The 17,264-nt window shown below is 73.3% G+C and carries 17 protein-coding genes; 2 read left to right on the top strand and 15 right to left on the bottom strand.

Annotated features, from left to right (window positions below; genetic code table 11):
- Positions 1–106: 106 nt before the first annotated feature.
- The 11 genes from GVL05_RS16120 to GVL05_RS16070 form a co-directional block, all read right to left on the bottom strand.
- Positions 107–841, bottom strand: coding sequence for a zinc ribbon domain-containing protein (locus GVL05_RS16120; RefSeq protein ID WP_123340505.1), 735 nt, complete (start codon positions 839–841; stop codon positions 107–109).
- A gap of 2 nt (positions 842–843) precedes the next feature.
- A complete protein-coding gene (locus GVL05_RS16115; protein ID WP_131920338.1) occupies positions 844–1,689 on the bottom strand; it encodes a Nif3-like dinuclear metal center hexameric protein in 846 nt (281 codons plus the stop codon).
- A 71-nt stretch (positions 1,690–1,760) separates the two neighbouring features.
- Positions 1,761–2,873: a hypothetical protein gene (locus GVL05_RS16110; RefSeq protein ID WP_159573792.1), complete on the bottom strand. Its 1,113-nt coding sequence runs from the start codon at positions 2,871–2,873 to the stop codon at positions 1,761–1,763.
- A 118-nt stretch (positions 2,874–2,991) separates the two neighbouring features.
- The gene (locus GVL05_RS16105; RefSeq protein ID WP_159573791.1) at positions 2,992–3,594 is read right to left on the bottom strand and encodes an alpha/beta hydrolase; all 603 of its coding nucleotides are present in this window, start codon (positions 3,592–3,594) and stop codon (positions 2,992–2,994) included.
- A gap of 29 nt (positions 3,595–3,623) precedes the next feature.
- Positions 3,624–4,583: an AraC family transcriptional regulator gene (locus GVL05_RS16100; protein WP_132100488.1), complete on the bottom strand. Its 960-nt coding sequence runs from the start codon at positions 4,581–4,583 to the stop codon at positions 3,624–3,626.
- Between the two features lie 113 nt (positions 4,584–4,696).
- Positions 4,697–5,110, bottom strand: coding sequence for an ATP-binding protein (locus tag GVL05_RS16095; protein WP_111085614.1), 414 nt, complete (start codon positions 5,108–5,110; stop codon positions 4,697–4,699).
- Complete coding sequence (locus GVL05_RS16090; RefSeq protein ID WP_123292661.1) at positions 5,110–5,445, bottom strand: STAS domain-containing protein; 336 nt, start codon at positions 5,443–5,445, stop codon at positions 5,110–5,112. Before GVL05_RS16090 ends, GVL05_RS16095 begins: the two co-directional genes overlap by 1 nt.
- Positions 5,446–5,505: 60 nt before the next feature.
- A complete protein-coding gene (locus tag GVL05_RS16085; protein WP_235036022.1) occupies positions 5,506–6,714 on the bottom strand; it encodes a multidrug effflux MFS transporter in 1,209 nt (402 codons plus the stop codon).
- Between the two features lie 305 nt (positions 6,715–7,019).
- Positions 7,020–9,677 (bottom strand): phosphoenolpyruvate carboxylase, encoded by a 2,658-nt coding sequence (locus tag GVL05_RS16080; protein ID WP_159573790.1) that lies wholly within the window; start codon positions 9,675–9,677, stop codon positions 7,020–7,022.
- A gap of 282 nt (positions 9,678–9,959) precedes the next feature.
- On the bottom strand, positions 9,960–10,253 hold the full coding sequence (locus GVL05_RS16075) for a DUF2470 domain-containing protein (RefSeq protein WP_200849248.1): 294 nt from the start codon (positions 10,251–10,253) through the stop codon (positions 9,960–9,962).
- Positions 10,250–10,933 (bottom strand): heme oxygenase (biliverdin-producing), encoded by a 684-nt coding sequence (locus tag GVL05_RS16070; RefSeq protein WP_131878766.1) that lies wholly within the window; start codon positions 10,931–10,933, stop codon positions 10,250–10,252. Before GVL05_RS16070 ends, GVL05_RS16075 begins: the two co-directional genes overlap by 4 nt.
- Before the next feature lie 58 nt (positions 10,934–10,991).
- Here GVL05_RS16070 and GVL05_RS16065 point away from each other — a divergent pair, with 58 nt between their 5' ends.
- A complete protein-coding gene (locus tag GVL05_RS16065) occupies positions 10,992–11,837 on the top strand; it encodes a siderophore-interacting protein (RefSeq protein WP_159573789.1) in 846 nt (281 codons plus the stop codon).
- Positions 11,838–12,180: 343 nt separating this feature from the next.
- The gene (locus GVL05_RS16060; protein ID WP_159573788.1) at positions 12,181–12,747 is read left to right on the top strand and encodes a GIY-YIG nuclease family protein; all 567 of its coding nucleotides are present in this window, start codon (positions 12,181–12,183) and stop codon (positions 12,745–12,747) included.
- An 80-nt stretch (positions 12,748–12,827) separates the two neighbouring features.
- Here the strand turns inward: GVL05_RS16060 and GVL05_RS16055 are convergent, their stop codons facing one another.
- From GVL05_RS16055 to GVL05_RS16040, 4 genes are all read right to left on the bottom strand, one after another.
- A complete protein-coding gene (locus GVL05_RS16055) occupies positions 12,828–14,378 on the bottom strand; it encodes a GMC family oxidoreductase (protein ID WP_123938197.1) in 1,551 nt (516 codons plus the stop codon).
- Positions 14,375–15,826 carry an alpha/beta fold hydrolase gene (locus tag GVL05_RS16050; RefSeq protein WP_159573787.1) on the bottom strand — a complete coding sequence of 484 codons (1,452 nt, stop codon included), beginning with the start codon at positions 15,824–15,826 and terminating at the stop codon, positions 14,375–14,377. The genes GVL05_RS16055 and GVL05_RS16050 overlap by 4 nt, the downstream gene beginning before the upstream one ends.
- A 76-nt stretch (positions 15,827–15,902) precedes the next feature.
- On the bottom strand, positions 15,903–16,871 hold the full coding sequence (locus GVL05_RS16045) for a hypothetical protein (protein ID WP_159573786.1): 969 nt from the start codon (positions 16,869–16,871) through the stop codon (positions 15,903–15,905).
- Between the two features lie 49 nt (positions 16,872–16,920).
- Positions 16,921–17,172, bottom strand: a complete 252-nt coding sequence (locus GVL05_RS16040; RefSeq protein WP_123340492.1) for a DUF4287 domain-containing protein — start codon at positions 17,170–17,172, stop codon at positions 16,921–16,923.
- Positions 17,173–17,264: the final 92 nt, after the last annotated feature.

Raw genomic sequence — 17,264 nt, 5'->3', positions numbered from 1 at the left:
CCCCCGCACCGCGCGCCCCCGCACCGCGAGCCCCCGCACCGTGCACCACAGACGGCAGGCGCGGTGCCAGCTGGCACCGCGCCTGCCGTCGACAGCGTGCGAGCGCCTACAGCCCGGACTCGGCCGTGCGCACCAGGATCGCGTCGCTGTCCGGGCACAGCACGACATCGTCCGGCGCGGCCCGGCGGATGTCCTGCAGGTCGGAGTTGTTCAGCGCCACGCCCGACGCCGTCGACACCCCACCCTGCAGCAGCGAAGCGCCGAAGCCGTAGCGGGCACGCTGCCGGTCGTAGAGCGCGAGCAGCTCGGCCGGCACCTTCGCGGCGACGTCGGCCCGGGCCTGCTCGGCGGACGCGCGGTCGGACGACAGCCGCGCGATCTCGGCGTCACGCTCGGCGACCAGGCCGGAGCGGGCGGCTTCGACGTCGGCGAGCTGCGCCTCGATGTCGCCGACCCGAGCGCGGAGGCCGTCGAGGTTCTCCATGACCTCGAGTTCGGCGGTCTCGAGGCCACCGATGCGGCGCTGCAGCGACTCGAGCTCGTTCTGCAGGCCGGTCGCGTCCTTCGAGTTCGACACGTTCTGCAGCATCGTGGTGTCGCGCTCGACGCGGGCCTGCGCGGTGGCGGTGTCGGACTCCAGGCGGGCGAGTTCGCGTTCGGCGTCCTCGACCAGGCCGGTCGCGGCGACGAGTTCGCTGCGCAGCCCGGCGGCCTTGGTGCCGAGTCCGGTGAGCTGGTCGCCCTTCTGCAGCGACGTGATGCGGTGCGCGATGCGGGTGACGTCGTTGTCGAGTCGTTGGACGTCGAGGAGGATGACCTGGTCCTCGGGTGCTGCCTTCATGGTCAGACTCCTTCAGTGGGGGTGGTGGGTTCGGCCGCCGGCAGGACCGCGAAGTCCCACGGGTCGGTGCGGAGGTCGCTCACGGTGACCCGGACGCCGGCAGCCTGGCGCAGTTGTGCGGCCGCGACGTCGAGCCAGAGCCACTCGGTGGCCCAGTGCGAGGTGTCGATGAGGGCGGGACCGCCGCCGAGCAGCGCCTGCTCGCGGAACTCGGACGCCGGGTGGTGGCGGAGGTCGCTCGTGATGTACACGTCGGCAGCGAGGACGGCGGGGTGGCCGAGCAGCGAGTCCCCCGCGCCGGCGCACAGTGCCACGGTGCGGACGGGCTGGTCGAAGTCGCCGGACACCCGGACCCCGGTCGCGGTGGGCGGCAGCAGGTCGACGAGTTTCCGTGCCAGGGCGCCGAGGGTCGTGCCCTCGGCGAGGACCCCGACGCGGCCGATGCCCGTCGCGGGGTCGGCGCCCGCGTCGAGCGGACGCTGGTCGGTGAGGCCGATCCGGTCGGCGAGCACGGCCGAGGTACCGGTGGTGACGACGTCGGCGTTGGTGTGGGCCGCGATCAGGGCGCTGCCACCGCGCACGAGGGTCGCGAGGACGCTGCCCTTGTACGTCGACTCGGCGATCGTCGTGACGCCGCGGAGCAGGAGCGGGTGGTGCGTGAGCAGGAGCCCGGCACCGAGCTCGACCGCTTCACGTGCGGTCGCGGGGACGGCGTCGACGGCCAGGTGGACGTGCTCGACGGTGGCGTCCGGGTCCCCGGCGACCAGTCCGACGGCGTCCCACGACTCGGCTCCTGCGGCGGGCCACAGGTCTTCGATCACGGCCTGGAGTTCGCGGAGCGTCGGCATCCGGTCAGTCTACCGAGGCGACCGCGTCGGCACCGGCAGCCGGTCCGCGCGGGGTGATCCGGGCCTCCCGGTCAGCGGCGACCGAGCGCACGGAGCAGGCCGGCGACGAGTCGCGACCACCAGCCGGGCCGGGCCGGCTCGTCGGTGCCGGTTTCGGTGTCGGTGCCGGTTTCGGTGTCGACGCTCGCCGGTGCGGCCGTCTCGACGACGGGTACGGCGATCACGTCCGGCAGCACGACGGGCGTGCTCGCGGTCGTGCCCTGGTGGGCGGTGAGGGCGGCCGCGAACGCGGCACGGTCGATGACCGTCGGCCCGGTGGCGGGCTGGACGAGCGGCGTGGGTCGCGTGTTCGCGGACACCGGCGACACGGCCGGGAGGCCCAGCACCGGTCGCACGGGCTCGTCGAGTTCCGGGGCGACCAGCGCCACGGCCGGGGTCGCCGTGACGACGTCGGCTGCCGGTGCGGCTGCTGCCGCCGGTGCGGGGCGGACCACGGCCACCGCGGGAGCGGGGGCGACGCCGGTCACGACGGCGACCGGAGCGGTCGCGGCACGGCGGGCGGCTGCACGGTCGCGACGGTCCGACTCGGCGGCGGCGTCCTCGAGCAGGTCCGCGAAGACGGTCTGGGCGAAGGCGCGGGCTGCGGTGACCTCCGGGTCGTCCGCGCCGTCGACGGTGGCCTCCCAGGCGGCGAGGCGGGCGAGGTCCTCGTCGCGGCGACGGACCTCGTCCTCGAGCAGGACGATCCGCTCGATGGTGCTGCGACCGGTGGACGACGAGACCTCGATCGCGAGGTCCTCGATGCGCAGGGCGAGACGCTCCGGCGGTTCGGGGAACGACGGTGCGCAGACGGCGGCGTGCCGGGCGCGGTCGCGGCGGAACGCTGGGGCTGCGGGCGCGGTGGTGGCTTCGGGCGCGGTGCTGGCTTCGGGCGCGGTGCTGGCTTCAGGCGCGGTGCTGGCTTCGGGCGCGGCGACTGCTGCAGCCGCGCTGCTGGGGTCCGGCGTCCGGACGGCGGTGGCGTCGGCCACGGCGCCGGGGCGCTGCACCGGGCCGGTGACGGGCGGGACCACGAGGTCCGCCACGTACGGCGTGCGCGTCGCCGGGGCGTCGCGGAGCCACTCCTCGACCTCGCGACCGAACGGGTCGACGAGGGGGGTGCGTGCACCGGACTGGGTCTCCATGTCCGAAGGATAAATATCGCGCGCGCCGAAACTCGGGACATCCGCGGTGTGTCGGAGCAATCCCTGCCATATCGCCCCGAACGTGAACGGCGTGTCGCCCGTCGCCCCGGGGGTCGGGTCAGAGCGTCCGCTCGAACGCGCCGAGGAGCTCCCGACCGGCGGGCCAGGCGCCGACACCGCTGGCGACGTTGACGTGGCCGAGCGGGCCGACCCGGAGTACCGCGGCCCCCATCGTCTCTGCGAACGCCAGAGCACGGTCGGCAGTGCAGTACGGGTCGTCGTCGCTCACCACCAGGCGGAGTGGAACGCGGGCCGCTGCGGTGCCGGCCGGGATCGGGCGGGGCGCGGCGAACCCGGAGGCGGCCGCGGGGAAGCCCGGTGCCGCGGGGTCCGGCGGCGCGACGAGGAAGGCGCCGGCGACGGTGGGACCGGCGGCGCCCGCGACGGCTGCGGCGTCTGCAGCGTCTGCGGCGGCGGCGACGAGCCAGTCGGCGACGGCGAGCACGCCCAGGCTGTGCGCCACGAGCACCGGCGGTTCGGCGCACGACGCGACCGCGCGGGAGATGGAGTCTCGCCAGTCCCCCGGGTCCGGCTCACCCCAGGACGCCGGTGCGATGCGGACGGCGGCGTCGCCACGCTCCCGCTGCCAGACGGACTGCCAGTGCTCCGCGTCGGAGTTCCAGATCCCGGGCACGATCACCCACGGTCGAGGTCTGCTCACCCGGGCAGCGTAGCGAACCCCGGACGGACCTAGCGCTGCAGGGTGTCGCGCGGGTACTCGGAGAAGCGCGCTGCGTACGCCGCCGAGAACCGACCGAGGTGCGCGAAGCCCCACCGCATCGCCACGCTCGCCACGGTCAGGTCGCCCGTCGACGCACGGCGGAGCTCCTCGCGCACCCGATCGAGACGGATCCCGCGCAGCATCGCGTTCGGGGCGGTGCCGACCTGCCGCTGGAACGCCTGCTGCAGGCCGCGGACGCTCAACCCGACGTGCTCGGCGACGTCGGTGGTCGAGATCGGCGTGTGCGCGAAGGCGTGCATGTACTCGACGGCCTCGCGGACACGGCCCGTGGCGCCCTGCGGCAGGGGGACGTCCGGGGCCAGCAGCTTGTGCGGGAACGTCCGGAGCAGGGACCGTGCAGTGTCCCGCGCGACCTCGGCCAGGGCGAGCGAACTGACCGACGCCCGACCGAGCACGACCGCCGCGGCACGCTGGACCTGCGCGTTCCAGCCCCGCAGCTCGGCCGTGCGCGGCGTCGCCGTGTGGTCGAAGACGAGCGGACCCGGCTGCGCACCGTGGACCTCGGCGGCGACGCGCTCCAGGGCGGTGCGGTCGAACTGCACCAGGCTCTGTCGGACGTCCTGCAGGTCGAAGGCGAAGGGACGGCCGGTCGGGAACATCATCGGGGTGGCGGGCGTGAACGCGACCTCTTGCCGGCCGATGTCGACGCGCCCGCCGCCGTCCGTGATCCACATGACGACGTACTCGTCGCGGACGTCCAGCTCACCCTGCATGCGGGCGTCGAACCGGGTCGATCGGAACGACATCACGTCGTCGCCGACGACGCGGAAACGGTACGCGAACGGACGCTCCGTGCGGGTCGCTGTGAAGCCCACACTGGCGTAGGCGTCCTCGTACATGTGCACGGCAGCGTCGAGATCGGCCCCCGACGTCTCGAAGCTGATCCTGGGATCCGGTTCGGCTGTCATCGCGCGAATCGTGACACGGCGGCCAGGAAGCCCGGGAATCCCCCGCGGCACCTTGCGGATTGTGGCCCACGGAGTGCGCGAGACGGACGAAGCGACGGGTCGCGTGGTGGCGGTCAGTGACGGGCGCGCAGGACCGTCCACCGGTTCTCGTCGGCGATCCGCTCGTACCGCAGGTCGTCCACGACCATCCGGACCAGGGCGAGTCCGCGACCGCTCTCGGCGAGTCCGTCGGGCAACTCGGCCGACTCGGTGTCCACGGTGGCGGCGACGCCGTCATCGGAGAGCAGTGCGGCGAACCGGTCCGCTCCGATCTCGAGGCGCAGACGGCAGGAGACGCCCTCCGGGCGTGTCCCGTGCTCGATCACGTTCGAGGTGAGTTCGACGATCGCGAGCTCGAGGGCCATCCGGTCCTCGACGGAGACCGAGGGTTCGTGCTGCCACACGCCCGCCAGGAACTCGTGCACGGCGGACACGTCGTCCGGCGGGCACGACAACGCGAGCGTGTGCTCGGCGGCCGAGGCGGTCATCACCAGTCGGTGACCGCAGCGTCCCCGTCGGGGTACGTGCGGAGGATCTTGTCGATGTTGGAGAGCTGCAGGACCATCTGCACCTGCTCGGACGGCGCTGCGATGCGGAGGTCGCCGCCCGCCTGCCGCGCGGTCTTCAGGCTGCCGACCAGCGCGCCGAGCCCGGACGAGTCCATGAACTCGACACCGGAGAGCTCGACCACGACGCGGGCACGTCCGTTGTCGACGACCTTCGCGACCGCCTCGCGGAACTCGGGGGCGGACACCATGTTGAGGCGCCCGCTGCACTCGAGTACCGCGGTGTCGGGCTGCGCTTCGTGTACGACGATGTCCATGCCGGGTGGTCTCCTCTGATCGGTGCGCCTTGCAACCAGCAACCTACCGGCTCCGCCGCGTCAGGTCCCGCTGCGGTCCCGACGCGTCGCGGTGACCTGCACCACGACGGCTGCGGCCATGAGCGCTGCCATGACCCCGCCCATCGCCAGCGCGGTCCCGCCGAGCGCGCCGGCGAGCGGTGTCCCGAGGCCGCCGATCCCGAACGTCAGGCCGCCCTGCAGGGCCGCGGCCGTCCCCGGGTGCGCAGCCCCGACGTGCTGCGTCCGGGTCATCGCCGCGGGCAGCACGAAGCCCCACGCACCCGTGACGACCGCGAGGGCGCACCAGACCGGCACCGGACCGAGGTCGAGCAGCGCCGAGACGAGGACCGCCGCCGCGCCCGCGGTGCCGACGAGCAGTCCGACGGTGAGCAGGGAGTCCTCGGAGAACCGTCCGACGACCCGGCCGAACACCAACGTGGTGACGATCATCATCGAGGCGTTCGTGGCGAAGACCAGCGTGTACATTCCCTCGGAGAAGCCGAACTGGGTCTGGAACACGAACGAGCTGGTCGCGATGTACGCGAAGAACCCCACGGTGGACAGCACCCCGCTCAGCACGTAGGCCCGGAACCGCGGGATCGCCAGCAGTTCACGGATGCGTCGGCCGTTCGCGGCGAAGCCCACGCCCCCGCGTCGCTCCGGCGGCAGGGTCTCGCGGAACCGCAGCACCACCATCGCGAAGAACAGCGCGCCGAGCACCGCGAGCACGACGAACATGATCCGCCACGTGCCGAACGTCAGCACGGCGCCTCCGGCCAGCGGTGCCACGACGGGGCCGATCGCGTTGATCGCGGCGAGCGTGCCGAAGACCTTCGCCATCCGGGTCCCGCTCGCCACGTCCGACACCATCGCCCGGCCGGCGACCGCTCCGGCCGCCCCGCCGAGCCCCTGGGCGATGCGGGCGAGGACGAGCGTGACGACGTCCGGCGCGAGGGCGCACCCGACCGAGGCGAGCGCGAACACCGCGGTGCCGACGACGAGCATCGGCCGCCGACCGACCCCGTCGCTGACGGGTCCGACGAGCAACTGCCCGACCGCGAAGGCGACGAGGAACGCCGTGAGCGACAGCTGCACGGCACCGGGGGTCGTGCCGAGGTCGTGGGCGATCTGCGGGAGCGCCGGGATGTACATGTCCGTGGCGAACGGCGACACCCCGACGATCAGGGCCAGCGGCACGATCGGCGGCAGGGTGGTCGTGGTCGGCTTCCGGGTGCGCTCCGTCGTCACGACCGACACGCTACGCGCACCCGAATCGATTCGACGGCGGTCTGCGCGCCGCTCACGTCTGCCGAGTGGTCGCGAACCGTCGCGCGGCGACCGGGCAGCCGACGTCGCGTGACCGCTCGACGGTGCAGCCCTGGACGTGCGCGGCGCCGGACGGGAGGCCCGGGACAGCGCCGCCACGGGCCTCCCGTCCGCCACCGCGAGCGGTCACGGCGCGCCGCTCACGTCCGCCGAGTGGTCGCGAACGGTCGCGCGGCGACGACGGAGCCGACGGTTGGTGACCACTCGGCGGTGCGGGGCTGCCGGCGTCAGCCGGTGTTCTGCAGGCCGGCGGCGATCCCGTTCACGGTGAGCAGGAGCAGACGGTGGTCGGCGTCCGTCGGGTCGGTGCTGCCCGTCGTCCGGATGGACCGGAGCGCGCGGAGCTGCAGGTGCGACAGGGCGTCGACGTAGGGGCTGCGCAGGCGCACGGCCCGGGCCAGGACCGGACGGTCCTCGAGCACGTCGCTGCCACCCGAGATCCGGAGCACCCAGTCACGGGTCCGCGTCATCTCGTCGAGCACCTTGGCGGCGAGGTCGTCGCGGTCCGCGAGCTCGAGGTACCGGCGGGCGATGTGCTCGTCGGTCTTCGCGAGCGACATCTCGACGTTCTTGATCATCGCGCCGAACAGCGGCCACTCGGCGTAGGCGGCACGCAGGACGTCGACGTCACCGACCGCCTCGAGCGCGGAGCCGAGCCCGTACCAGCCGGCCAGGTTGATCCGCGCCTGAGTCCACGAGAACACCCACGGGATCGCCCGGAGGTCCTCGAGCGACTCGACCGACAGCCCGCGGCGGGCCGGGCGGGAGCCGAGCGGGAGCAGACCGATCTCCTCCATCGGGGTGACCCGTGCGAACCACGGAGCGAACCCGTCCGCCTTGACCAGGTCGTAGAACGCGACGCGCGAGACGTCGTCCAGCTGCTGCGCGAGGTCGGCGAACCGGATGGCAGCAGCGGCCGTGCGCGCCTCGTTGGACGGCGACGACGCGAACAGGGTGGCCGAGGCCATCTGCTCGAGGTGACGGGCCGCGATGTCCTGGTCGCCGTACTGCGCGAAGATGACCTCGCCCTGTTCGGTGAGCTTCAGGCGACCGTCGATCGATCCCGGCGGCTGCGCGAGGACGGCCTCGTTGGCCGGCCCGCCGCCGCGGCCGAGCGAACCGCCGCGACCGTGGAACAGGGTGAGCTCGACCTCGTTGTCCCGCGCCCAGTCGGCGATGCGGGCCTGGGCGTCGTAGAGCGCCAAGTTCGCGGAGACCGGACCGACGTCCTTCGACGAGTCCGAGTAGCCGAGCATGACCTCGAGCCGACGGCCGGTCGCGGCCAGACGACGCTGGAACGTCTCGGTGCGGACGGCCTCGTCGAGGATGTCGACGCTGGCGTGCAGGTCGGCGAAGGTCTCGAAGAGCGGGATGACGTCGAGCACCGGGGCGGCCTCGGGCGAGCCGAGTGCGGCGACGGCGAGCTCGTGCACGTTCGCCAGGTCCGCCGCCGACTGCGTGAAGGACACGATGTACCGGCTGGCGGCACGGACCCCGTAGCGGTCCTGCAGGTCGGCGATGGTCCGGAAGACCGCGAGGACCTCTTCGGTGGTCTCGCTCAGCGCGCCGCCGGCCCGGATCTCCGCCAGGGCCGTGCGGTGCACCTGCGAGTGCTGCCGGACCTCGAGCTCGGCCAGGTGGAACCCGAAGGTCTCGACCTGCCAGATGAGGTTCTGCAGCTCACCGTTCGCCGGCCGGATCGCGCCGGCGGCGACGAGCGACGCCTGGATCGTCCGGAGGTCGGCGAGCAGGGCGTCCGGGCCGTCGTACGCGAGCGGCGTCGTGCCCTGGCGGGTGGCGTCGATGCGCGCGGCGGTGAACAGGAGCGCGCGGCGGTGGGTCTCGTTCGGGGCGCGGACGCCGATGCGCTCGGCGATGCCCGGGTCGAGTGACTCCTGCGCCGCCACGAGCGCGGTGAGCCCGGCGTCGGCCGGGGTGTCGCTCGCGTCGAGGGTCAGGGCGCTGCCGATGCGGGTGGTGGCACGGGTGAGCCCGATCAGGATGTGCTCGGCCGCGATCTCCGCAGCCTGGCGCGTGATGTCGGCGGTCACGTGCGGGTTGCCGTCGCGGTCGCCACCGATCCAGGTGCCGAACCGCACGAACGCGGGCGCCGTCACCGGTGCGCGCCCGGCGTCGTCGCCCTGCAGCCGGTCGTCGAGCAGGCGGTACACCTGCGGGACGATCTCGAACAGCGTCTGGTCGAAGACGCTCATCGCGGTGCGGACCTCGTCGAGCGGGGTCGGGCGGGTCGTGCGGAGCGGCGAGGTGCGCAGGAGCGTCGTGATCTCCTCGAGCAGCCGTCGCTCGTTCTCGGCACGTGCCGTGGCGTTCTTCGAGCGGTCGCGCTCGTCGATGAGGTCCGTGATGCGACGCACGCCCGTGGTGACCGCACGACGGCGGGCCTCGGTCGGGTGTGCGGTCAGCACCGGGTGGAACCGCAGCGTCCGGAGTCGCTCGGCCGCCTCGGCCTCGCCGACCTCGGCCACGAGTTCCGCGTAGGTCGCCGGGAACGAGTCGCCGGCCAGGCCGCCGTCGTCGCCGCGCTGCCGGAGCACCCGCACGCGGTGGTGCTCCTCGGCCAGGTTCGTGAGGTGGAAGTACGTCGTGAAGGCCTGCGCCACCGCTTCGGCGCGCTCGGCCGACATCGCGGACACGAGGGTCTGCGCGCGGGCAGCACCCTCGGCGTGGTCGCCCTCGTAGGCGTCGATCACGGCCGCACGCAGCGACTCCACGTCACGCAGCAGCTCGTCGCCACCGTTCTCGCGCAGCACCCGGCCGAGCAGGTTGCCGAGGTAGCGCACGTCGGCGCGCAGGTCACTGTCGACCGCGCCGCTGACGTCGTCCCGAGCGCGCTCATGGCGCGCCGATCCGTCGATCGCCGTCATGGGGTCCTTTCGGGGTCGTCCGGGAACACCGTCCCGGCTCCGAGCAGCGTATCGGCCCGCGGCCACCCGTGACGTCGACCGTCCGGACGGACCAGCGGGCAGGGTGTGCGCAACGCGTCCGCGCGCGCAGCGCGGGCATGCAGGGGGGACGCCGGGATCGCGACGCGTGGCGGGAGCACCCCTGCAGTTGCGACGCGGTCCGCGATCCCGGCGGGTCTGTGGTCGGCGCGGATCGGCTCGGTTCAGCGCGGTTCAGCGCGGTTCAGCGCCGTTCGGCTCGGTTCAGCTCGGTTCGGCGAGCTGGGCCTGCGCGGCGGAGTGGACCTCGACGATCTGCACCCGCGCCGAGCGGCGGTCGGTCAGCGGCGACGTCCAGGGCACGATGACCTGTTCCTCGTCGCCGTCGTCGAGCCGGGCGAGCCAGACACCGGCGATCGCGTCGATCTCGGTCATCGTCGCGGCCACCGCGGTCGCGGCCCCGTTCGCGCGGACGATCGCCAGGTTGTCGACCGCGTGGTCGGCGTTCATGTGCCGGAGGATCGCTCGGCGCGCCTCGTCGTCGAACGGCTCGGTCACGCGGTCACCGCCACGTCGCCGGCCCCGTCGGTCACCGGGCGACGCCGGGCATCGAGCCCCTCGAGCAGGCCGTTGTTGAGCGAGTACGCCAGTTCGACCTCGGCGATGACCCGCTCCTGCTCGTCGGCCGTCCACGGTGCCGCGTCGAGCTGCGCACGGTAGGTGTCCTTGAAGGCACTCGGGTCCGCGACCTGGTCGAAGATGTAGAACAGGACGCCGTTCGTGTCGAAGCCGAACTGGTCGGAGAGCATCCGACCGATCATCTGCCCGCCGGACAGGTCGCCGAGGTACCGCGTGTAGTGGTGCGCGACGAAGCCGCCCGGCCACTCGGCCGCGACCTCGTTGAGCCGCCGCACGTACGCCGTCGTGGCGGGGAGCGGGCAGACCAGCTCGGACCAGTCCGGGCCGATCAGGTACTCGAGGTCGGCGCGGATCGCCGGCATCCGGGTCAGCTGCGAGGTGACGAACGGCGCCGCCACCGGGTGGTCCGCCATCCGCTCGGCCGCACGTTCGAGGGCGTCGTAGACGAACGAGTACTGTCCGAGCAACGCCGCGTAGTCGGCGACGTCGCACTTCCCGCCGAGCAGGTCGTGCATGAAGCCGTTCCCGGCCGAGGAACCGTGCGAGCGACGCGTGCGCTTGCGCAGCAGCTCGGAGAACGGGATGACGGTCGTGTCCATGAGGTAAGGCTAACCTTAGTTCGACAAACGTCAAGCAGGAGAGAGGACGCTCGTACCGATGAGCTCCAAGCCCAAACGCCCCCAGCACGTCTTCGTCGTCGACCGCACCGAGCGACTGTCGCCCCACATGGTGCGCGTCCACCTCGGTGGCCCGGCCTTCGACGACTTCGTGGGCACAGCCGACCCGGACAAGCTGGCCGCCACCGACAAGTACGTCAAGCTCCTGCTCGCCAAGCCGTCGCTCGGCCTCGAGCCCCCGTACGACCTCGAGGAACTGCGCGAGACGCTGCCGAAGCAGGACCGACCGGCCCGCCGGACCTACACGGTGCGGGCTGTCGACCACACCGCGAAGACGATCTCCGTCGACTTCGTCGTGCACGGCGACGACGGGCTCGCCGGGCCCTGGGCCGCAGCGGCGCAGCCCGGCGACAAGCTCGCGCTGTCCGGTCCCGGCGGTGGCTACGCGCCCGTCGACGACCCGGACGTCACCCACGTCCTGCTCGGCGACGACAGCGCCCTGCCGGCCATCGGCGCCGCGCTGGAGTCGATGTCCGACGCGGCCACGGGCGTCGCCCTGGTCGAGGTCGCCGGCCCTGCCGACGAGCAGGAGATCGCGCACCCGGCCGGGGTCGACCTGCGGTGGCTGCACCGCGACGCCACCGGCGCCCAGCCGGGCACGCTCCTGCTGGACGCGGCCCGGGCGCTGCCCCGTGCCTCCCGGCCGGTCCAGGTGTTCGCACACGGCGAGCGGACCGCGATGAAGGCGATCCGTCGGCTGCTGCAGGACGACTGGGGGCTGGAGAAGCGCGAGATGTCGCTGTCGGCCTACTGGGCGCTCGGCCGCGGCGAGGACCAGTTCCAGGAGGAGAAGCGCGAGCCGGTCGGTGTGATCTTCACCGACTGACCGGTCTCGGCCTGCCCGGTTCTTCCCAGAGCGGTTGCGGTGGGAAGCGGGAACGGGCGTACCTGGTCGTTCCAACCGACCAAGTACGCCCGTTTCCGGTAGGTACGCACCGGTCCGGCTCGGGCGCGCCCCGGTCCCGGTAGGTACGCCCGGTTCCGGCAGGTACGCCCGGTCCTTCCCAGAACGGACGCGGTGGGAAGCGGGAACGGGCGTACCTGGTCGTTCCAACCGACCAGGTACGCCCGTTCCCGGCAGGGACGCACCGGTCCGGCACGGGTGCGCGGGTGCGCAGGGCGGCCGGGAGGCCCGGGGCGCGTCGGTGGGTCCGGCTAGCGTTCCGGGCATGGTCACCTCGTCGTGCTGCGTGCCGGGTTGCGCGGGTCCCGCTGCGGACGCGCTCGCGGGCGTGCCCCTGTGCGCGACGCACGTCACGCTGGTGACCGAGTTCGCGGCCGAGCACGTGGGCGTCGAGGACACCCTGCCGGGACCGTGCTCAGTGTGCGGATCCCGTGTCGGGGTGCGGTTCCCGACGGCGTTCGTCTGCGCACGGTGCGAGTGGCGGTGGGGCGACGTGCCCGACGGCGACCTCGCTCCCCCGTGGGTCGACGTCGTGTACTACCTGCGGATGCGCGACGACTTCGGCGACCGGGTGAAGATCGGCACGACGATGAACCCGAGGCAGCGGCTGGCCGCGATCCCGCACCAGGACCTCCTGGCGTTCGAGCGGGGCGACCGGTCACTCGAACGTCGGCGGCACGCGCAGTTCGCGGCCACCCGGTACCCCGGCACCGAGTGGTTCCGGGCGACACCGGAGCTGCTCGCGCACGTCGTTGCCGTCGCCGCCGGGGTGGACGACCCGTGGGACCTGCACGCCCGGTGGACGAGCGAGGCACTCGCCCTGCGCGGCTGACCGAGCGGGCTGGAGCGCGTCCGCGCCGGCGGCCCGCCCACGTCGGCAGCCCGCCCACGTCGGCGGCCCGCCCAGGCCGGTCAGGCCGCGCGGAGCATCCGGTCGGCGGTGCGCAGGGACAGCGCCATGATCGTCAGCGCCGGGTTCGCGATGACGGCGCTCGGGAACACCGAGTTGTCGGCGATCCACAGGTTCGGGACGTCCCACGAGCGGCCGTCCGGGTCGACGACCGAGGTCTCGCGGTCCGCGCCCATGCGGGCCGTGCCGATGGTGTGTGCGGTGCGCTCGAGGACCCGGACGTCCTTGCCGCCGGCGGCCTCGACGATGGTCGTCATGGTGCGGACCGCGTGGCGGCGGATCGCGTCCTCGTTCGCGCCCGGGGTGAACGAGACCCGGGCGCGTGGCACGCCGTGCTCGTCGACCTCGTCCGCGAGGACCAGCCGGTTGTCGTCGTAGGGCAGGCACTCGGCGTTGATGCCGACGCCCGCGGAGTGCGGGTAGTCCTGCAGCGCCCGCACGAGCTCCGCGCCGCGCAGGCCGCCGCCCCGGATGAGCGTGTTGGCGAAGGTCTGCGGCTGCACGCCGAGGCTCTGGATCAGGTACCCGCCGGCGAAGTCCGCGTCGGCGGGACGGACGAAGTCCTCGGTGATGATCGACGACGGGTACCCGCGGTAGGAGCGCATCGACTCGTCGAACCGTGCCCAGACCTGGGTGGCGCCGTGCGCGGTGAAGTTCCGACCGACCTGGCCGTTGCTGTTCGCGAGCCCGGTGTGCAGCAGCAGGCGCGGGGTCTCGATGCCGCCGGCGGCGAGCACGAGGGCCCGGCAGCGCTGCCGGTGTTCGCGGCCGTCGTGGGTGTACAGCACGGCGCTGACCTCGCCGGAAGCATCGAGCTCGATGCCGTGCACGAACGAGTCCGGCCGGATCTCGGCGCCGAACGCCACCGCGGCGGGCAGGTAGGTGGTGTCCATCGAGACCTTCGCGCCGTTGCGGCAGCCCTGGTGGCACGAGCCGCAGGAGACGCAGGCGTGCCGCAGGCCGTGGTGCTCCTGGTGGCGGTCCTCGGTGGTCAGCCCGACGGGGGCGTCGGTCGCGGTGATGCCGGCGGCCGCTGCCCCGCGCATCATCATGTCCGACGAGGCGTTGCGCGCCGGCGGACGCATCCGGTAGCGGCGCGATGGGTCCCACGGGTAGTGCTCGGGGCCAGCGACCCCGACGTCGTGTTCGACCTGCTCGATCCACCCGGTGAGCTCGGCGTGGCTGATCGGCCAGTCCTCGCCGACACCGGACGCGGAGCGGAGCGACAGGTCGTGCGTGCTCGGACGCGGGGTGAACGCGCCCCAGTGCAGCGTCGAACCACCGACTCCGGTGCCGCTGTTGTTCGGGCCGAACGCCGTCGGTGCGCCGCCGCCACTCAGCCGCTCGTCCATCCAGTTGATGTCACCGGGGGCGGCGACCTCGTCGGGCACGTGCTCGCCCGGCTCGGTGTTGCGACCGGCTTCGAGGGCGACGACCCGCAGGCCACGTCGGGCCAGGGAGGCCAGCAGGGGCGCTCCGCCGGCTCCGGTGCCGACGACCACCACGTCGACGACGTCGTCCGTGCCGTAGGTGCGCTGTCCGTCGAGTCTCATCGTGCTGCTTCCGTCGTCGTGGTGTCGTCGTGCATGTTGCGCGTGTCGTCGTGCGTGTCGTCGCCGGTGCGCTCGCGGCGGTCGGGTGCCGCTGGCTCCCAGGCCTCGCGCTGGTCGGCGGCGAGCAACTGGAAGCCCTGCTTGCGGACGCCGTCGCCCCCGTTCGCGAAGCCGTCGAAGTCGATGGCCGCCATCGTCGCGGGGTGCGCGAGCCAGTGCTTCACGAGGTCGACGCTGGCGTCCTCGTACCAAGCGCGCAGCTGCGCTGCGTCCATCTCGGTGTCCAGCACGGCGTCGCGTCCGGCATCGGGCACACCGTCGGCGCCGTACCGACCGGCGGCCACGTCCTGCAGGGCACTGTCGAGCGCGCCGTCCTGTGCCGGTTCGGCGAGCACGTCGAGCGCTGCCCGGTACGCCTCGAGGTCGGTGGGCATGCCGTCGACGCGCCATCCGTCACCGAGCCCCGCGGCGAGCTGGTCGTCGACGCGCAGGGCGAGGTCCACCTGACCGTCGCCCGGCTGCGGCACGACGATGCGCGCGATCGCACGGAGGGTGTCGAGCTGCCGAGCAGTGAGCGCTCGCGGTTCGGCGGACGGGTCATCGGGCAGCGCGCGGGCCGCCAACAGGGAGCGCATCCGGGCGCTGACCCGCGGCGAGGCGATCACCCGTGCCTGCTCGACGGGCACGACGGGAGCCCCGGTGAACCGACGGGCCCAGAAGTCGCGGATGCGGTCCGCCACCGCCTCGGGCTGCTCCCACGGCAGCAGGTGTGCGGCACCCTCGACGACGTGGAGCTCCGAGTCGGGCCAGTGCGGCAGCGTCAGGCGCCGCTGTGCCTCGGCGTCCAGATCGCCGTCCTCGGCACCGGCGAGCACGAGTGCCGGCACGGGGTTCGTGGCCGCGTCGGACCAGTCCTCGCGGCTGCCGCGCGTGAGCCACGCCGTCCACGCACCGGGATCGGCGCGCTCGACGTCCTGCACGGCCGTCGTGTGTCGCTCGGGCGCCAGGGTGGACGCGGTGTTCGCGTCGACGAACTCGGCGGCGTGCGCCGCGCTGATCGGGCCGTCCGCCGCCCAGGACAGCATCGCGGCGCGGCGGTCGTCGTCCATCGGTTCGGGCGCCAGCGGCGAGGCCGCGAGCAGCACCACGGCGCGCAACCCGAACAGGCCGTTCGCGCCGGACATCGTCCGGTCCGCGACGACTGTGGCGACCTTGCCCCCCATGGAGTGACCGACCAGTACCCACTCGCTCGCGCCACTGGCGCCGATCGCGCGCTCGACGAGCACGGCCATCTCCTCGACGGTCGTGCCGGACGACGCCGGGCTGCGGCCGAAGCCGGGCAGGTCGATCCCGATGAGTTCGAGGTCGTCGCGGATCAGGGCGCGGCGGAGCAGGGCGAACTCCTCGGAGCTCGCCCCCAACGCGTGGAGGCAGAACGCAGGGGTCACTCCTCTTGCCTACCGGTCGCTCCGCGGAGGACCCAGGCGGGGTGTACCCCGTCGGCCGGTCTTGTCCCCCGATCGCTCACCGTGCGTACGCGTCCACGAAGAGGTCGCCGCGGATCTCCCGCAGGGTGTCGGCGAGCCGGTCGACGGTCCGGCCGGAGATGCCGGACACCTGCAGGTCGTACGGCCCGAGCGCCGGCAGGCGTCCGGTGCGGATGCGAACGACCTCCCAGCCGACGGCGCGGACGGCGCGGTCCTTCCTGCGGTCGGTGTCCTGCCGCGGGCCGACGTGCTCGAGGCCGTGGCGACCGGTCGAGTCGTACTCGATCGCGACGCGCAGCTCGGGCAGGATGATGTCCGGCCAGACCTCGACGTGGTCGAAGAACGGACGGTCGAGGCGGATCGCGGAGTGGTCGTAGGTGAACGCGAACCGTTCGGACAGCGCCGCGCGCAGCTCGGCCTCGACCGCGGAGGCCGTCGCCGGGGCGCAGACGCTCGTGAAGGACTCGCCCGAGGGCAGCCGCGGGGTCTTCGGGCAGATCGTGCGGGGCACCGGCTGACTCGGACGTCGCGGCGTGCCCGGTGCCGGTCGACGTGCGCGGGTGCGGCTCGAGGCGACGGCACCCGCCGGGGTGCCGCGGGAGGGCGCGGCCGGCAGGGTCTGGCGACCGGTGGCCCGGACCACCCGCTGCGGGACCGGCACCTGCGACGGCCAGTCGGACGGCAGGACCGGCCAGCGCTGCGGCTGCGCCTGCACCGCGCACGCCGGGCACCACACCGAGCGTCGGCGTTCACGACCCGGCCGGGAGCGCTGTTCGGACGGCGTGGCGACGAAGACGTGGCCGACGTCGCACTCCCACGTCAGCAGGACCTCGGCCGCCGGCGGGACCTGGGTCAGGACGACGCCGTGGTTCCAGTCCGGGTGGTACTGCCGGATGAGCACCGGGTACGGCGCCCAGTCGGCGCGGAACTGCCCGACGGCGTACGGCACCGCCTCGCCGCGCGACCACTGTCGGCGGCGCCACCACGCGTCGACGGGTTCGGCCACGTCCACACGCTAGGCACCGCCACCGACACTGCGGGAAACCGGGGTGCACTCAACCCGCGAGGGCCCGCTTCGCGTACGCGACGAGCGCGTTCGCATGGCCGTGGCCGAGCCCGTGCTCGGTCTTCAGCCAGGCGACGACCTGCATGTGCGGGTGGTCGTCGAGCTGCTCGGCGACCAGGTCGAGCCACTCCTGGACCGGGCGGCCGTACGTCTTCTCGATGCTCGGGAAGTACGACGCCGGCCCCTTCGCCGTGCTGCCGTCCGCCGGGGGCGCTGGAGCGGTCACGCGGTGCGCTGTCATGGCAGAACAGTACTGCGCACCCGGCGTCACGGAACGTCACGCGCGCGGCGACTGTGACGCAGCGTTCCGCCCCGTAGCGGTGTGTTTCACGG

Origin of the sequence: Curtobacterium sp. 18060, assembly GCF_902706105.1 — a bacterium.
Taxonomy (GTDB): Bacteria; Actinomycetota; Actinomycetes; order Actinomycetales; family Microbacteriaceae; genus Curtobacterium.
This window is presented reverse-complemented; position numbering and strand designations above follow the sequence as displayed.